This window comes from Candidatus Formimonas warabiya (genome assembly GCF_002777255.1).
GTDB classification, from domain to species: Bacteria; Bacillota; Dehalobacteriia; order Dehalobacteriales; family Dehalobacteriaceae; genus Formimonas; species Formimonas warabiya.
The window spans coordinates 2,282,072-2,298,717 of record NZ_CP017634.1 but is presented as its reverse complement, the minus strand read 5'-3'; the positions used below and the strand labels follow the sequence as shown (position 1 = coordinate 2,298,717).

The 16,646-nt window shown below is 53.7% G+C and carries 12 protein-coding genes; 6 read left to right on the top strand and 6 right to left on the bottom strand.

The annotated features are described in order from the left end of the window. Window positions 1-179 precede the first annotated feature (179 nt). From DCMF_RS10730 to DCMF_RS10705, 6 genes are all read left to right on the top strand, one after another. Complete coding sequence (locus DCMF_RS10730) at window positions 180-1,883, top strand: sigma 54-interacting transcriptional regulator (protein ID WP_214659261.1); 1,704 nt, start codon at window positions 180-182, stop codon at window positions 1,881-1,883. 331 nt (window positions 1,884-2,214) lie between these two features. After that, window positions 2,215-3,774, top strand: a complete 1,560-nt coding sequence (hutH, locus tag DCMF_RS10725) for a histidine ammonia-lyase (protein WP_148134427.1) — start codon at window positions 2,215-2,217, stop codon at window positions 3,772-3,774. Window positions 3,775-3,800: 26 nt separating this feature from the next. Beyond that, window positions 3,801-5,096 (top strand): imidazolonepropionase, encoded by a 1,296-nt coding sequence (gene hutI, locus DCMF_RS10720; RefSeq protein WP_148134426.1) that lies wholly within the window; start codon window positions 3,801-3,803, stop codon window positions 5,094-5,096. Beyond that, entirely contained in the window at window positions 5,068-5,961 is an 894-nt protein-coding gene (ftcD, locus tag DCMF_RS10715) for a glutamate formimidoyltransferase (protein WP_148134425.1), read from the top strand. The genes hutI and ftcD overlap by 29 nt, the downstream gene beginning before the upstream one ends. Before the next feature lie 14 nt (window positions 5,962-5,975). Beyond that, a complete protein-coding gene (locus DCMF_RS10710) occupies window positions 5,976-6,605 on the top strand; it encodes a cyclodeaminase/cyclohydrolase family protein (protein ID WP_148134424.1) in 630 nt (209 codons plus the stop codon). A 162-nt stretch (window positions 6,606-6,767) separates the two neighbouring features. Continuing rightward, a complete protein-coding gene (locus DCMF_RS10705) occupies window positions 6,768-8,792 on the top strand; it encodes a urocanate hydratase (protein WP_148134423.1) in 2,025 nt (674 codons plus the stop codon). Window positions 8,793-8,940: 148 nt separating this feature from the next. Here the strand turns inward: DCMF_RS10705 and DCMF_RS10700 are convergent, their stop codons facing one another. The 6 genes from DCMF_RS10700 to DCMF_RS10670 form a co-directional block, all read right to left on the bottom strand. Next, window positions 8,941-9,348, bottom strand: coding sequence for a hypothetical protein (locus tag DCMF_RS10700; RefSeq protein WP_148134422.1), 408 nt, complete (start codon window positions 9,346-9,348; stop codon window positions 8,941-8,943). A 118-nt stretch (window positions 9,349-9,466) separates the two neighbouring features. Continuing rightward, complete coding sequence (locus DCMF_RS29190; protein ID WP_214659260.1) at window positions 9,467-11,764, bottom strand: M56 family metallopeptidase; 2,298 nt, start codon at window positions 11,762-11,764, stop codon at window positions 9,467-9,469. After that, window positions 11,757-12,134: a BlaI/MecI/CopY family transcriptional regulator gene (locus DCMF_RS10685; RefSeq protein ID WP_148134421.1), complete on the bottom strand. Its 378-nt coding sequence runs from the start codon at window positions 12,132-12,134 to the stop codon at window positions 11,757-11,759. Before DCMF_RS10685 ends, DCMF_RS29190 begins: the two co-directional genes overlap by 8 nt. A 125-nt stretch (window positions 12,135-12,259) precedes the next feature. Continuing rightward, window positions 12,260-14,884: an ABC transporter permease gene (locus tag DCMF_RS10680; protein ID WP_148134420.1), complete on the bottom strand. Its 2,625-nt coding sequence runs from the start codon at window positions 14,882-14,884 to the stop codon at window positions 12,260-12,262. Next, window positions 14,881-15,564 carry an ABC transporter ATP-binding protein gene (locus tag DCMF_RS10675; protein ID WP_148134419.1) on the bottom strand — a complete coding sequence of 228 codons (684 nt, stop codon included), beginning with the start codon at window positions 15,562-15,564 and terminating at the stop codon, window positions 14,881-14,883. The genes DCMF_RS10680 and DCMF_RS10675 overlap by 4 nt, the downstream gene beginning before the upstream one ends. 73 nt (window positions 15,565-15,637) lie before the next feature. Further along, window positions 15,638-16,645, bottom strand: a complete 1,008-nt coding sequence (locus DCMF_RS10670; protein ID WP_236860242.1) for a sensor histidine kinase — start codon at window positions 16,643-16,645, stop codon at window positions 15,638-15,640. Window position 16,646: the final 1 nt, after the last annotated feature.

The following is a 16,646-nucleotide window of genomic DNA, read 5'->3' as shown; positions in this document are numbered from 1 at the left end:
TTGATAAAAAAGCGCGCAAAGATTGATCGTGCGTTTTTTTACAGGATCGGCCCCCGGCTTCCATAGTGAAAAAAATTTTTCATATTTTGCGCAAACTGATAAGAATTTTGCTATACTTTAAAAAAATACTTCTTGCACAAGGACACTTGATTTATCTGGCAAAATGTGAGGTGACGCATATGCTTTTCCCCGGACAGTTGACGGAGCAGCTCTTAGATTCTTTAGATACCGGCATCCTGCTATTGGACCAAAAGAACCGGATTACTTATTTCAATCAAATGATCCGGCATGCTTTTCCCGGTCTTTCCTATCATATGGATTTTTTTGCCTATTTTCATGAGAAATTAAAATCAAATGTATTATTATCTGGGAATAAAACGTATCAGGTCCAGGTGGAAAAAAAATTTCTCGACTCGGAAGAGTGCTCTCTGGTTTTGATCAGGGAGATTACCGAGCTGGTGGAAAAAGACGTCTACATTGAGTCCTTGGAACAGATTTTAAACAGCATTAACGAAGGAATCGTGGCTACGGACGGGGAAGGGAAAATCTTTATTTTCAATCAGGCCAGTGAAAAATTGGAAGGGCTGAAAGCCGAACAGGTACTGGGGAAAACCTTGTGGGAGGTCTATGGCATCGAAAATCAAACCAGTATCCATTTTAAAGCGCGCCGTCAAAATAAGCCTCTTTTGGGTGTGTGCGAAAACTTTTTGGCCTCCGGAAAAGTGATCACGCTGATTACGGATAATTTCCCCTTATATGATGGAGACAAGGTCATCGGCGCTTTTTCCGTTTCCCGGGATATGACCAAAATCCGGGAGTTGATGACCCGGGCGCTGAGCGCCCAGAAGCACCATGTTTATCTCACCCTGAACATGGTCCCGGAAGAAAAGAAAGATATGTTCCATACCATTGTCGGTCATAGCCCGGCCTTGCTCAAGGAAATCAATAAAGCCAGAAAAGCCGCGGAAAACGACTGCTCTGTACTGGTGGTAGGCGAAACAGGCACGGGAAAAGAATTGTTTGTCCAGAGTATTTATAAAATGAGCGCCCGGAGCAAGGAACCCTTTATTCCCATCAATTGCGCCGCTTTGCCGGAAAGCCTGCTGGAAAGCTTATTGTTCGGCACGGTCAAAGGGGCCTTTACCGGGGCCCTGGATACCAAGGGCTTGTTTGAACAAGCGGGCAACGGAGTCTTATTTTTGGATGAATTGAATTCCATGAGTCTCAATATGCAGGCAAAGATATTGCGCGTGCTTCAGGAAAAAACCATACGCCGGTTGGGGGATAGGATGGAAATTCCCGTCAACTGCCGCGTGATCAGCACCACCAACGAAGATCCTTTAGTGTGCATTGAGAATAGCACCCTGCGCCAGGATTTGTTTTACCGGCTGGCCGTGATCCTGATCTATATTCCCCCTTTGCGGGACCGGAAAGAAGACATCGAGGCCTTGTGCCAGGCCTTTGTCAAGGAATGCAACAAGAAATACGGTTTAAATATTGCCGGGATTTCCCCGGAATTGCTGGATATTTTTATGAAGTATCACTGGCCGGGCAACATCCGGGAGCTGCAGAATCTCATTGAAAGCGCTGCCAATCTTATTGAAGGGGACGAGAGGCGGATTAAGCCGGAGCATATGCCCTATTATTTCTACAATCTTTTTCACAGCACCAAAGTGATGATGCGGGATGCTCTATCGGAAAGGGAATCGGCTCTTCCCGAGCTGATGAAAGAGCTTGAAGCCAAGACGATTATGGACGCATTGTCCAAGTACCGGGGCAATGTGTCCCAAGCAGCGGCTTATTTAGGGATGCCCAGGCAAAATCTGAATTATAAGATTAAAAAACTGGCCATTGATCTGGACAAAATCAGAGACAAAGACTGAAAAAAGACGGGATTTCCCGGAAACCTCCTGAGGTTAAATCCGGCACCTGCTCGGAATGGGTGCCGGATTTTTTCAGGGGGTTTTTTGTTTATTCTTCTTTACTGATGAAAAAATCTTTTCACATCGAACCCCCTGTCCTCCTCCATCTGCCGGGGTAAAACCAGGCCACAAGCGGAGTTCGAGAATTGGCATGCTTCTTGCTAAGAAGGATGAGAAAGGGCAAAAAGAGGCGACTGCTTTCCGGCCAGCCTATGCCGAATGGGTGTGACGGGGCGAGCAGGAGCTTTTGATGCCGGACAGTATTTTGGGACGGAAATGGAGGAGAAAGAACATGTCCTTGGTTTATGAAGTGAATCTACGGGAAAAGGAGCCCATCCTTCTGGATGGCTATTCCCTGACCCTGGACGACCTGGTGGCGGTGGCCCGGAAAGGAAAATGGGCGGCCATCGCACCCCAGGGCAGAGAAAATATGGAGAAGGCCCGGGCTGTGGTAGAGACCATTCTGCGCGAGGGGAAAATGGTCTATGGGGTGAATACGGGTTTCGGAAAATTAAGCACCGTCCAAATTGGTCCCGCCGATCTGGAAACGCTGCAAGAAAATCTCATCATCAGCCACGCCCTGGGGGCCGGGGCTCCCCTGCCGGAAGAGGTGGTGCGGGCGATGATGCTTTTAAGAGCCAATGCCCTGGCCAAGGGATATTCGGGGATTCGTCCCCAGGTGGTGGATGTGCTGGTTGACATGCTGAACCGGGGCGTGGTGCCCCTGATTCCGGAAAAGGGTTCCTTGGGCGCCAGCGGCGACCTGGCCCCCCTCGCCAATATGGTCCTGGTGATGATTGGCAAAGGGGAGGCCTTTTACCAGGGAAAAAGAATGAAGGGGAAGGAAGCCATGACCTTAGCAGGCATCCGTCCCGTGCACCTGAAAGCCAAAGAAGGCCTGGCCTTGATCAACGGCACCCAGGCCATGACGGCTATCGGTGCTCTGGCTTGTTACGACGGTTTCTCCCTGGCGAAAACGGCCGATATTACGGCGGCCATGACCATGGAAGCACTGGCGGCCATTCCGGCGGCTTTTGACGAAAGAATTCAGCAGGTGCGTCCCCACCAGGGCCAAAAAGTGGTGGCGGCCAACCTGCGCAAGCTTTTAAAAGGCAGTCAGATCATCGAAAAGAGTTTCCCGGACCGGGTCCAGGATGCCTATGCCCTGCGCTGCGTTCCCCAAGTGCACGGCGCGTCCCGGGATGCCCTGGCCTATGTGCGCCAGGTGATTGAAACGGAGATGAACGCGGCTACCGACAACCCCTTGATTTTTCCCGAGGAGGGAGATGTGATTTCCGGGGGAAATTTTCACGGACAGCCGGTGGCTCTGGCCATGGATTTTCTGGGCATGGCCGTGGCGGAACTGGGCAATATTGCGGAGCGGAGAATAGAAAGACTGGTCAATCCTGCTTTGAACAATGGATTGCCCCCTTTTCTGACGGCCAACGGGGGGCTGAACTCCGGGTATATGATCGCCCAATATGTAGCCGCCGCCCTGGTATCGGAAAACAAGGTGCTGGCCCATCCCGCCAGCGTGGATTCCATTCCCAGCTCCGCCAATCAGGAAGATCATGTGAGCATGGGCACCATCGGGGCGCGCAAAGCAAGGAATATCATCGAGAATGTGCAAAATATTCTTGCCATTGAATTGCTCTGTGCCGCCCAGGGTATTGATCTGCGCGGCGGCCAGCCCGCAGCGGCGGCCCGGACGGTGCAGAAGAAGGTGCGGGAGGAAGTGCCCCGGCTGGAGCATGACCGGGAATTGCGCTACGACACGGCGGCCGCTCTGGCCATGATCAAGGAAGAGAAGATTCTAGACTGGACAAAACAGGCTTGCGGTGGCATCCATTAAGAGCCTGAAAGGAGGCTGATGATAAAATGAAAGCGGATTTATACATCAAAAACGCCGGTCAGCTGGTGACCTCCCGGGGCGCTTCGGCCAAACCCAAGACCGGGGCGGCCCTGGGGGAAATTGACGTGATTCCGGACGGCGCGGTGGCGGCGGCAGGCAGTACCCTTATTTTTGTAGGCACGACGGCGGCGGCAGAGCAACAGGTGGAGGTGGGGGAAGATACCCTGGTGATGGACGGCAGGAACCAGGTGGTTCTCCCCGGTCTGGTGGACGCCCATACCCATCTGGTTTTTGGGGGGTCCCGGGAGCATGAACTGGATCTAAAACTGCAAGGCGTGCCCTATCTGGATATTCTGGCCCAGGGCGGAGGCATCCTCAGCACGGTGCGGGCGACCCGGGCCGCCTCCCTGGAGGAATTGGTGGAAATCGGCAAGAAGTATGGGGACCAGATGCTCTCCCAGGGCACCACTACCATCGAGGCCAAAAGCGGCTACGGGTTGTGTACGGCGGATGAGATCAAACAGTTGCGGGCGATCCGGGAAATCAACCGGCACCATCCCCTGGACATTGTGCCTACCTTTTTGGGTGCTCATGCCGTGCCTCCGGAATATAAAGAGGATCCCGACCAATTTGTAGAGCTGGTGATCAATGAGATGCTGCCCCAGGTGGCCCGGGAAGAGCTGGCCGAGTTCTGCGATATTTTTTGTGAAAAAGGGGTTTTTAGCGCGGACCAGTCCCGCAGAATTCTCCGCGCCGCCCAAGACCTGGGCTTGAAAATAAAGATCCACGCCGATGAAATTGCGGCCATCGGCGGTTCCCAACTGGCCGCCGAATTGGGCGCGGTTTCGGCGGATCATCTGCTCGTCACCCCTGAGGAAAGTATCGAAAAGATGGCGGCGGCGGGGGTGATGGCCTGCCTGCTGCCCGCCACCACCTTCTACTTGAGGGAAGATCATTTTGCCCCGGCCCGGAAGATGATCGCAGGGGGCGTTCCTGTGGCCTTGGCCAGCGATTTCAATCCGGGCAGCTGCCCTTGCCATGACCTGCACCTGGTGATGACCATCGCTTGTTTATACCTAAAAATGACCCCTGCCGAGGTGATCAATGCGGTTACCATCAATGCCGCTCATGCTATTGGCCGGGCCGCCACGGTGGGAAGCCTGGAGGTAGGGAAAAAAGCGGATATCGTCCTCTTTGACGCCCCCAATTACCAGTACCTGCCGTATAGGCTGGGGTCTAATCTGGTACGTACAGTGATTAAAAACGGTAAATTGGTGAGAGGAGGATCTGAACATGGCGCAACTGGTAGAATGTGTTCCTAATTTTAGTGAAGGCCGGCGTCCGGAAATAATCCGGGAGATTTTGGCCCAAATCGTCCAAGTCAAGGGCGTGAAACTCCTGGATCATTCCTCCGACCCCAGCCATAACCGGTCTGTAGTCACTTTCCTGGGCGATCCCCAGGGAGTCAAGGAAGCGGCATTTCAGACGGTAAAAAAAGCGGCGGAACTGATTGATCTGGACCAGCATCAGGGCGAGCACCCCCGCATGGGGGCCACCGACGTGGTGCCCTTTATTCCCGTGTCCGGGGTGAGCATGGAAGAATGTGTGGACATGGCCCGGGAAGTGGGGAAAAGGATCGGTACGGAACTGGGCATTCCCGTCTATCTTTATGAAGCGGCGGCATCCCGGCCTGAGAGGAAGAATCTGGCCCAGGTGCGCAAAGGACAGTACGAGGGCCTAAAGACGGCGATCAAAGAACCGGACCGGCACCCTGACTTTGGCCCGGCAGAACTGCCCCGGGCGGGAGCGACCGCCGTGGGGGCCCGGCCTCCCCTGGTGGCCTATAATATCAACCTGGATACAGACCGGGTGGAGATCGCCCAAACCATTGCCAAAGCAATCCGGGGCAGTTCCGGCGGCTTCCCCAGCATTAAAGCCCTGGGTATCCGGATTGAGGAAACCAACCGGGCCCAGGTGACCATCAATGTGTGCAATTACCGGGAGGTGCCCCTGCACCGGGTTTTTGAAATCGTTAAAACCGAGGCGGCCAGATACGGGGTGCAGGTGCTGAACAGCGAAATTGTGGGTTTGACGCCCATGGAGGCCTTGATCGACGCGGCCGGTTTTTATCTGCGCCTGGAGAATTTTGCGGAAAAGCAAATCCTGGAGAAAAGGATCATGGAATAGGGGAGGTGCCGGGAATGCTGGTCGATTTTACGTGCAGAGAGTTTTTGGATGAACTGGCGGCTCAGTCTCCCGCCCCGGGGGGAGGAAGCGTTTCCGCCCTGGCCGGGTCCCTGGGCGGCGCCCTGGTGAGCATGGTGGCCCGTTTGACCGTAGGCAAAGAGGAGTTCAACCCGGTCCGGGAAGAAATGCACGAGGTGGTGGCCCGGGCGGAAGAACTGAGATCCCGCTTAACCGGTTTGATCGACCGGGATACGGAGGCTTTTAACCGGGTGATGGGGGCCTACCGCCTGCCCAAGGGGACGGAAGCAGAAAAAGGGGCGAGAGCCCAGGCGATTCAAGAGGCGATGAAAAATGCCGCCCTGCTCCCCCTGGAGGCGGCGGCGTGCTGCCTGGACGTATTGCATTTGGCCCGGGAGGTTGTCGCCAAGGGAACCCCCAATGCCTTAAGCGATGGAGGCGTAGCCGCCCTCATGGCTTATGCCGGGCTGCGGGGGGCCCTCTTCAATGTGGCCATTAACCTGGCCGCCATCAAAGATGGGGCCTGGATCAAGGGGATCAAAGAGCAGAAGGGGGAAATCCAGGACCAGGGGGAAGCTGTCTACCGTCAGGTGATCGGAGAGGTGGAAGGGAAGCTGTCCCTTTAGCCTGACTAACGACACATGATTGCGTAAACACAACTAATGAAGGAAAAAATCTATTTTCATATGAATATGAATATGAACTTGTCCTTTGCATGCTGAAACCTGTTCAGAAAGCTATTTGCAAGTGCAGAACTTGCTTCAATGATTTCAGGAGGTGAGTAATTGATGATGACAAATTTTGATATTGACCAGGCCATGACGGTGAAGCTGGATGGGGAACTGCCCCCCCGGCCGGAATTTGAGGAAGAGATCCGGCGCGCGCCCAACCGGGGCTTTCAGCTGACGCCGGCCCAGGCCAAAATTGCTTTAAAAAACGCCCTCCGCTATGTGCCGGAAGAACTTCATGAGACCCTGGCCCCTGAATTTATGGAGGAGCTGGTGACCCGGGGGCGCATCTATGCCTATCGTTACCGGCCCCAGGGGCGCATTTACGGGAAACCCATCGAGGCCTATCCGGGCCGCTGCCTGGCGGGCAAAGCCTTTCAGGTAATGATGGACAACAACTTGGATTTTGAGGTGGCCCTCTATCCCTATGAACTGGTGACCTACGGGGAAACGGGCAGTGTCTGCCAGAACTGGCTTCAGTACCGCCTGATCCAAAAATATCTGGCGGCGCTGACGGACCACCAGACCCTGGTGGTGGCCTCGGGACACCCCTTAGGATTATTCCCCTCTAAGCCGGAAGCACCCAGGGTGATCATTACCAACGCCCTCATGATCGGCATGTTTGACAATCCCCGGGATTGGGAAATTGCCGAGGAAATGGGGGTGGCCAATTACGGCCAGATGACCGCCGGGGGCTGGATGTACATCGGGCCCCAGGGCATTGTCCACGGCACCTTTAATACCCTGCTTAATGCGGGCCGGCTCAAACTGGGCCTGCCCCAGGACGGGGACTTGCGCGGCAAGCTTTTTATCAGTTCCGGCCTGGGGGGAATGAGCGGAGCCCAGCCCAAGGCCATTGAAATTGCCCGGGGCATCGGCGTTCTGGCGGAGGTGGATTACTCCCGGATTATGACCCGGTACCACCAGGGCTGGGTCAAGATGGTTTCCGACGATTTGGATGAGATTTTTCAAAAAGTAACGGAGTACCGGGAAAAGGAAGAGCCCATTTCCATTGCCTATCACGGCAATATTGTGGACCTTTTAGCCTATGTAGTAGAAAAAAACATCCAGGTGGAGCTGCTTTCCGACCAAACGTCCTGCCATGCGGTTTATGAAGGGGGCTATTGTCCCCAGGGCATCAGCTTTGAGGAGCGCACCAGGCTGCTGGCCACGGACCGGGAGAAATTTAAAGGCCTGGTGGACCGGAGCTTGCACCGGCATTTTACCCTGATCCAAGCACTGGTAGACCGGGGCACCTATTTCTTTGATTATGGAAATGCCTTTATGAAGGCGGTATTCGACGCCGGGGTGAAGGAAATCTCGAAAAACGGGGTGGACGAAAAGGACGGCTTTATCTGGCCTTCCTATGTGGAAGACATTATGGGGCCGGAGCTTTTTGACTATGGATACGGTCCTTTCCGCTGGGTCTGCCTGAGCGGCAAGGAGGAGGATCTGGCCAAAACGGACCGGGCCGCCATGGCGTGCATTGATCCGGACCGGAGAGGCCAGGACCGGGACAACTATCTTTGGATCCGGGATGCGGAGAAAAATCACCTGGTCGTGGGCACCAAAGCCCGTATCCTCTACCAGGATGCGGAGGGGAGAACAAAAATTGCCCTCCGCTTCAATGAGATGGTGCGCCAGGGTGAGATCGGCCCGGTGATGCTGGGCCGGGATCATCATGACGTCAGCGGCACTGACTCTCCCTTCCGGGAAACTGCCAACATCAAAGACGGCAGCAATGTGATGGCGGATATGGCGGTGCAATGCTTCGCGGGCAACGCGGCCCGGGGCATGAGCCTTTGCGCCCTGCACAACGGAGGGGGCGTGGGCATCGGCAAGTCTATCAACGGGGGCTTTGGCCTGGTGCTGGACGGCAGCCCGCGCGTGGATGAAATCATTCGGTCCGCCATGATGTGGGATGTGATGGGGGGCGTGGCCCGGCGCTCCTGGGCCCGGAATGCCCACGCCGTGGAAACGGCCCTGGACTATAATCAGAGGTATCAAAGCCAGGGACAGATTACCCTGCCTTTTATTCCCCGGGAAGACCTGGTGGAGCAAGTGGTAGCTCAGGCGCTGAAATAACCGTGGAAGCAGAGGGACGATTCTCTTGCTTATTTGTCCTCTCGTTTCCAAGAGACCGATAAAAGCAAAAGAACCGTCCCCGCGCTTTCCCCGCGCTTTCCCGATTTTGCTCATTACTGGCAGTTTGACGTGTTCGCAGAATTAGAATTTATCGTCTCCATAGTTCATTGTTTAAGTTAACAGCTTCATCTGTTATGACAATTTTAAGACTTTGGGAGAATTTATATTTATCACTTGCGTCTTGGGGATCAATGCTGTAAAAAGCTAATTCGGTAACCCCATTGCCAAGAATATCAAAAACAAATGTATCGGTGTCATCTTCTGTATGCTGATCAGATAATGAAATAATTCTATCTCCACCGGGTATTCTGTTTTCAAATTCATAGGGAGAGCATCTATTGTAAGGTCTGGTGGCATTAACTACTATTTGGCCTGTTTTTTCTGAATATGAGGCAGTAAATTCTGCTTCTTGCTTATTTCCGTTTATCATAGCGATGATGCCGATAATCAGAAAAAGAGCAATAAGCATAGTGGAAATCCATAGTTTCTTTCTCATCTCAGCGTCCTCCATCTTGGATCAGAGCCGGATTTTGCGGATGCAGCTCAGTAACGTTAGACATAGCTCCTGATAGAGATCTTCGTCAAATACTCCGCCGCTCACCGCCCAATATAAATTAGTTTAAAGGAGTGTCCGGATCAAAACCATTATAAATCTGGAAATTCCATTTCAAACCATCTTCATCGGTTGCAACGAGCGTATAATCTTTTGCGCCGATTTCGGACGCTTTGAGCGCTCCATGTTTGGCAGGGGAAAGGTATCTCTTTTCGAGGTTGACTGTATTATTACCTGAATCATCCATAAAGATCACTTCGACAACGCCTTGCTGGGAGTCATTTTTAAGCGATCCGAACAATGCAATGGCATTTTGTTGTGCACTGATCCATTCGTTATTAATGTCAATATCATTATATTTTTCTTTCCATTTTGCATCCACACTGTCTGTAATCTGCGGCCCGGAATTAGCACCTATGTGCGCTTCTTCAGCATTATTGCCGGTTGTCCCGTTGCCTCCGGTTACGTCGGCGTTGGCCGGCATTGATGTCTCGCACTGCCACGTTTGTCCTTCGTCCTGGCTTATCAGATATACCATTCCGACATCCCCGCCATCTCCATGGCGATCGCTGAGCAGCACCGGCAGTATGATGTTCGTTCCATCAAAAACCGGCGAGAAAGGCGTTTTGTTATCTCCGCTGTATTTTTCCGGCAGATCGATAAAAAGCTTGCTCCATGTCAGGCCTCCGTCCCGCGTCACGCAGATCGCGGGCTGAAAGTCCGTCTCATAGCGGAAGCAGAGGAACCCGACTTTATTATTTATAAAACCGGCGCCGCTCAGCATCCTGCTGTATACGTCATCGATATTCCCGAGAACCGGCGTCCAGGTTTTGCCGCCGTCAGATGTCGTGTAAACATAATGCATCTCCTGGCCCATGCCGGAAAAGCTGCATACAACAAGCCAGCCGTCGTTCATGGTAGTAAAACCGATACACTTCCAGCTTGCCACCGCACCGTTTAAATCGATATTGGCGCTGCTCCATGTTTTTCCCATGTCATCGCTGATCAATACCGTCACCGGTTCTGTGCCTGTCGCGTCGCCGTATGCGAGGGCAGTTTTATCATTGGAAATGTAAAATCCGGTATTATAGATGCTTGTAATTTCCGCGCTTCCGCTTTGCTGGAGAGTCAGGGGTGCTTTACCCGTAGTCTTTCCGTTGTGATACGAAAGAATCACATTACCGTTTGTGTCAAGCGAGTAAGAGGAGCCGGTATCATGCCAGTTGATAATTGTCCCGCTCATTTCTCTGGAATATGCGCTGGCAGCCGTCAGCGTGCTTCCTGAAGGCGTAATCGCGCTGCCTGAGCCGTTCGCAGTTCCGAGCGCGGCGGCACAGCCCGCGAGCAGAAACACCAAAACAAGTGCCAGTGCACCCCCCCATGTGGATTTCTTTTTATATTTCATAATGCTGATTAACCTTTCTTTCAGCTCTTTCTTATCTTCGCATAATGTTGTGGCAAGGATGCCTGCCGACAGCCTCCTGTTTGCCGAGAGCGCAAGCAGCGTGTTTCCGTAGGATTGTTTTTCATCTGCGGACATTCTGCTTATAACGGCCTCGTCACAAGAGAGTTCGCAAGCCCGGTTTATTTCTCTGTGGATCAGCAGCATGAACGGATTAAACCAATGCAGCGATGTTACTGCTACGGCCAGCCATTTATAAAGTACATCTTTTCTTCTGTAATGAGTAAGCTCGTGGCGCAGTATGTTCGTAAGCTCTTTGTCCATGCCGTTGCGGACATAGGCAAGCTGAGGAAGGACGATTACCGGGCGCATGACACCAATGAGCATCGGTGTGGCGGCATGACTGCTGCAAGCCATGCGGACGCGCTTATCCCCGCGCATCCGCTCGAATACCGCAAGGTCGTCGCTGTGCGGTGTTAGACAGGAGCGCCGCATACGCCGCGAAAAACACGTATATGCCGTAAGAAACCAGCCCAGGCTGATCACCGATCCCGCCAGCCATATCCATAAAAGATTATTCTTGATAAGGTTCCATACGCTAAATAACCATTGGGTATCCGCAGTTTTGTTTGGCTGTGGTTCCAACGGGACAGCTTGCGTATTTGAAGAAACGGCGGTCTGTCCGTCTATTTGTACGGTTTCATTTCCCGCTGGAATGCCGGTCTGTTCAGTCACTGTGCTGTTCACGCTAGCCTGTTCCATGCCGAACAGAGAACCCATAACATTCATAGGCGTGGCAATGGGCAGTACAAGACGCAGCAGCACCAGCAGCCAGATGTAATAGGAGAAGGCTTTGGACACCCTGTTTGTCAGGAGAGGCTTACCCGCAAGCAATACCAGCGCCAATATGGAGCCTGATAAAGAAAGAGATAAAATCGTAATCATGATGCTATTCATGTTCCTCACCCGCGTTAAACATTGCAGAAAGCTCCGCAATGTCCTTTTCGTCCAGTTGCCCGCCCGATACCAGCGACGCCACCAACTTTTTCGCGCTGCCGGCGAATATCTTGTTTACGAATGTCTTCGTAGACCACTGATTGTATTCTTCCTTGGTCACCACCGCGCCGTATACGCCGCGCCTTTCCAGTTTGACGATGCCCTTTGCCTGCAATCTGCGAAGAAGGGTTTTAATGGTGGAATCTTCCCATCCGCAGCGGGCGGAAAGAGCGCGGCGTATCTCGATGAGCGGCAGGGCGTCCCCAGCCTCCCAAAGTATGCGCATCACTTCAAGTTCGGAATCCTGAATTTTACCGGATAGTTCGTTCATGATAGCCTCCAATAAAGTTTACTCGAGTAACCTATGATCGAAGTTTACATCAGTAATCTTTCCCTGTCAAGTATATTCACAAAGTTAATTTTGTTCTTTTTTGTTTTACCCATCCGATTACTTTATCACATGGTATCCGCCTTCAGCGCATCGATGATGTTCTCTTTTTTGATCTTTGCGCTGGAATAGAGCATCGTGACGCCCACGATCACAAAAATCAGGATAACGGCTACACCGTAGCTTGCCCATGGCAAAGAAAAACCGACGTCGAACACGCCCGCCTGCATGTGGTGAAGTAGCAGCATGACGGCCAGGCTGACGGGAAAGCCGTAGAGCAGAGCCTTGAGCCCGTAAAAGACGCTTTCAAAGCGGATCATGCGGTTAAAGCTTTTCGGCGTCATGCCCACCGAGCGCAGCATGGCGAATTCCCGGCGCCGCAGCGCAATGTTTGTGGTAACCGTGTTGAAGATGTTGGCGATGCAGATGAGGCTGATCAGGATGATAAACCCGTAGATAAAAATACCGAGCACCAGCATCATGTTGCGCTCGCTTCTGGCCTGGGCGGCGACATTGAAAACATATGTCCTGCCCGAAACGCCCTGTATTAGCTCTTGTATTTTTATTTCAAGGGCGTCGGCATCGTCTGTGGTCAGAAACAACTGCTGAAAGCTGGGGTTTCTGTCAGAATCAATGCTTTTCAGGCTGTCGGGAAGGCTGTTGAAGACCTCCCGGCTCACCACAGCCGATATGCTGTCGAGGGATGAAACGAGCACGCCCATGGGCCGCTGGCCGGTAAGAAGACCCACTTCCAGTTCTGCGCCGTTTTCCGCACCTCGTTTGTCCGCCGTATTTTGGGAAAAACGAAGGCTTACACCCTGCTGGAGGGAAAGGATCTCTCCCGCCGTACGCTTTCCGTTAAAATAGGCCTGCCCGTAGTTGACGAGAATCATCTTCGGGTTTTCGGGGTCCCGGTACTCCTGCGGGTCCGCGCCCAAACTGCGTACATATCGGTCAAAGGAGGCGTCGTCAAGACAGTAAAGTGCTGCGCCCAAAGAATAGTTCTCCCCGTCGGGCGCATAGAGCCGTCTGACCAGGCTCGAAAGCTGCGCGTTTTCCGTCAGAAAAACGCCGTCGGCTTTCTCCGCCGCCGCCGTGTCCGTCACGCCCGGAAGTTTGGCAATTTCATCGTTCGCCTCGCTCGCCTCGGCGGCCGGCACATTGGTATACGATACCGCGAGGTCAAAGTTATAGCCGGTTTCCACGGCGCCGGAAGCCCGGTTCATCTCTTGGGCGTAATAGGAGACGGTAAGGAACAAAACCAGGCTGATGATGAGGGACAGCACGGTGGCGCGGTATTTTTTCCGGCTGCGTTTCAGGTTCTTCAGGGCGATTTCTCCTTCGAAGCCAAACAGCGCGCGGGTCAGGCGCGAGGTTTTCACCGCCTGGCGGGTAAGCTTTATTTCCTTCGACTGCCGGATGGCGTCGATGGGCATGATTTTCGACGCGCGCCGCGCGGGAATCCAGACCGAGACGAAGATAGTCAATGCGGCCAGTACGGAAGCCGCGGCGACGGACAGGAGCGAAACGTGCAGCGAAAGGCCCTGCGCGGAGGAGAGGTTCGTAAAGCTCTCCATCAGCGGGCGGATTACAGAAAGTGTGACGCCGATGCCGGCAATGCCCGCCAATATGCCGACGGGAATGCCGACGATGCCCAAGAGGAAGCCCTCGAAATAGACGCTATGGCGCTTCTGCCGCCTGGTCGCGCCCACGCTGGCCAGCATACCGAGCTGGCTGACGCGTTCGGAGACGGAAATGGCGAAGGCGTTGTAAATGAGCGATACGGAAGCGATGATGATGATGACAATGAAAACCGCGGCAAAGCCGTAGATCATGTTCTGCGCGCTGTCGTTGGCAAAAATGCCGCTGTAGCGCAAAAGGTCCGTGTTGAAGCGGATATGGGTATTATCCAGCCCCACCCGCCCGGCGAGCGCCTCCACGTCTTCAAAGAAGCCGTGATTCAGTTTGCCTGCCAGCAGGGTGACCGTCACTTCGTCGTCCGGCTCCACAGTGCCCGCATCCAGAAAGCTGACTGCCGTGTAGCCCGGCGCCCAGGTTGGTTCAAAATTGGGACGTTTGATGATACCGACCACCGTGTAGGCGCGCGTCTGCTCGGGGGCCAGGGCTTCACCCTGCATGTACTTACCGTTTTCGTAAGTTACCTCTCCCTGATAGGTGTCCTGCTGCCCGAAGGTAAAGCCGTCCGGGTTTGTGCGCTTTCCGATATCCAGCGTGATCTGATCGCCGATTTTATACTTCACGCCGCCGTTTGTTTCCAGATGCTGTGAAAGCACAAGCTCGCCGTCGTTTTGGGGCAGGCGTCCCTCAACGAGTTCGACAGGAAAGTTTTTACCGCTGTTTTTATCGAATTGCCGGATAAACAGGTAGGGCTTGTTTTCGTTTTTGGGATTTTCAAGCTTAGCGTATCCCACATCGCGGCTGAGCGAGATTTCTTCCACAAATCCGGCATCCTCAAAGGCGGATACATCCCCCATGCGTACACCCGAGATCATGGCGTGCCAGTTGCCGTTGTCGGCGATGGCCTCGTTGCGCAGGAGCTCCGTGAAGGACGCGCAGAAGGTGGATACGGCGGCGAGCATGGCGGTGGAAATGATGATGCCGATCAGGGTAACCACCGTCCATTTCCGGTTCGCCCTCATGCTGCGCAGGGTAAAGCGCCCCATAACGTTCATTTCCGGATCACCTCGTCTTTCGCGATGCGTCCGTCCTCGATGGAGAGAATGCGGTCAGCCTGCAGCGCGATATTCTGGTCATGGGTAATGAGAATGAGCGTCTGGTTGTATTTTTGATTGGACAGGCGCAGAAGCCGGACGATATCCGCGCTGTTTGCGCTGTCCAGGTTTCCGGTGGGCTCATCGGCCAGCATCAGGGCGGGGTTGTTCACGAGCGCCCGGCCGATGGACACGCGCTGCTGCTGGCCTCCCGAAAGCTGGTTGGGCAGATGTTTTCTCCGGTCGGTCAGATTTAAAGTGGACAGCAATTCGGCAAGCTGCTGTTTGTCCGCCTTCCGCTGGTCCAGAAGCAGAGGCAGCGTGATGTTTTCCTCCACGTCCAGCACCGGTATCAGGTTGTAAAACTGATAAATCAGCCCGATTTGTCGCCGGCGGAAGATGGCGAGCTTTGTTTCGTCCAGGGTATAGATATCGGTGCCTTCTATCAATACCTTGCCCGATGTGGGACGATCTACTCCGCCCAGAATATGAAGCAGCGTGGATTTGCCGGAGCCGGACGGGCCTATGATGGCGACAAACTCACCTTTTTCCACGGTAAAGCTGACATTGTCCAGCGCTCTTACCTCGGCCTCGCCGCTGCCGTATGTTTTTGTCAGATTCTCAACCCGCAGGATTTCCAAAATATATACCTCCTTGCACGTTTTTATTTTATTCTAAATCCTGCAGGTGACTGTACGGTGACTCTGTGTATCTTTATTGTGCTTTGTCCATGGGAAACCGCAAGATAAATTCCGCCCCGCCGCCATGCGCGTTTCCTGCTTCAAGACTTCCGCCTTGTGCGTTCAAAATCGCTTTGGCCATAGCCAGGCCAATGCCCACGCTGTCCTTTGCTGCGTTTTTCCCCTTGTAAAAGCGGTCGAAAATAAAGGGCAGGTTGGCCTTGTCCAGTCCAGGGCCGCTGTCCTGCACCCGGATTTCCGTAAAAAGAGCGTTTGTGGAAGCCGATATGCGGATTTTGCCGCCCGCCGGCGTGTGCTCCATACAGTTTTTCAGGATATTGGTAAGCGCCTCGGCCGTCCAGTTCAGGTCACAGCACAGGTCGCCGCCGTCCGCTTCCAGGATCAGGGTCTGGTCTTTCAGCTCTATAGGGATCAGCAGAGGGCCGCCGGCCTTTTCGATCAACTCGCGCAGCGGCACGTACCTGCGATGGAACGTCACTGCGTCTGCGTCAAGCCGGGAGAGCTTGAGCAGCGCCTCCGTCAGCCATTTGAGACGTTCAAGCTGTGCGCGGAGCTGCTCGGTAAACGTGGCGCGGCGGCCTTCATCGAGTTTGTCGTCTGAAAGGAGGTCGGCCATGACGGATATGGAGGTGAGCGGCGTTTTGAACTGGTGGGAAATGTCTGACAGGGAGTCCGCCAGTTGAAGCTTGTCCTGCTTCAGACGTTCGTTTTGTGCTCTGAGGGATACAGTGACCTTATAGATCTCGCTTTTCAGGATGGAAAGCTCGCCCTCGTCGTTATCAGGAAGCTCCAGCGCATAATCCCCGCCGTTTACCCGTTTCAGGTAATCGCTTAAGCGCGTCAGGTGTTTGTAGCGATATGCGGTGAACAACAGAAAGATGGCACTGATCAGTATGCAGGAGGAGCAGGTTACGACTGCCCCAGCCGGCGAAAAAGAATAGGCCGCAGCCGTGCCCGCAAGCGTGATCAGCAGCATTGCGAAAAGCATCCCTTTGACCTCTTTGTTGCGCATCAGTCCCATT

What these genes read in the sequence shown, in the direction of transcription:
- DCMF_RS10730 (WP_214659261.1), top strand. Translation starts at nt 180, where the DNA reads ATGCTTTTCCCCGGACAGTTGACGGAGCAGCTCTTAGATTCTTTAGAT.
- hutH (WP_148134427.1), top strand. Translation starts at nt 2,215, where the DNA reads ATGTCCTTGGTTTATGAAGTGAATCTACGGGAAAAGGAGCCCATCCTT.
- hutI (WP_148134426.1), top strand. Translation starts at nt 3,801, where the DNA reads ATGAAAGCGGATTTATACATCAAAAACGCCGGTCAGCTGGTGACCTCC.
- ftcD (WP_148134425.1), top strand. Translation starts at nt 5,068, where the DNA reads ATGGCGCAACTGGTAGAATGTGTTCCTAATTTTAGTGAAGGCCGGCGT.
- DCMF_RS10710 (WP_148134424.1), top strand. Translation starts at nt 5,976, where the DNA reads ATGCTGGTCGATTTTACGTGCAGAGAGTTTTTGGATGAACTGGCGGCT.
- DCMF_RS10705 (WP_148134423.1), top strand. Translation starts at nt 6,768, where the DNA reads ATGATGACAAATTTTGATATTGACCAGGCCATGACGGTGAAGCTGGAT.
- DCMF_RS10700 (WP_148134422.1), bottom strand. Translation starts at nt 9,348, where the DNA reads ATGAGAAAGAAACTATGGATTTCCACTATGCTTATTGCTCTTTTTCTG.
- DCMF_RS29190 (WP_214659260.1), bottom strand. Translation starts at nt 11,764, where the DNA reads ATGAATAGCATCATGATTACGATTTTATCTCTTTCTTTATCAGGCTCC.
- DCMF_RS10685 (WP_148134421.1), bottom strand. Translation starts at nt 12,134, where the DNA reads ATGAACGAACTATCCGGTAAAATTCAGGATTCCGAACTTGAAGTGATG.
- DCMF_RS10680 (WP_148134420.1), bottom strand. Translation starts at nt 14,884, where the DNA reads ATGAACGTTATGGGGCGCTTTACCCTGCGCAGCATGAGGGCGAACCGG.
- DCMF_RS10670 (WP_236860242.1), bottom strand. Translation starts at nt 16,645, where the DNA reads ATGGGACTGATGCGCAACAAAGAGGTCAAAGGGATGCTTTTCGCAATG.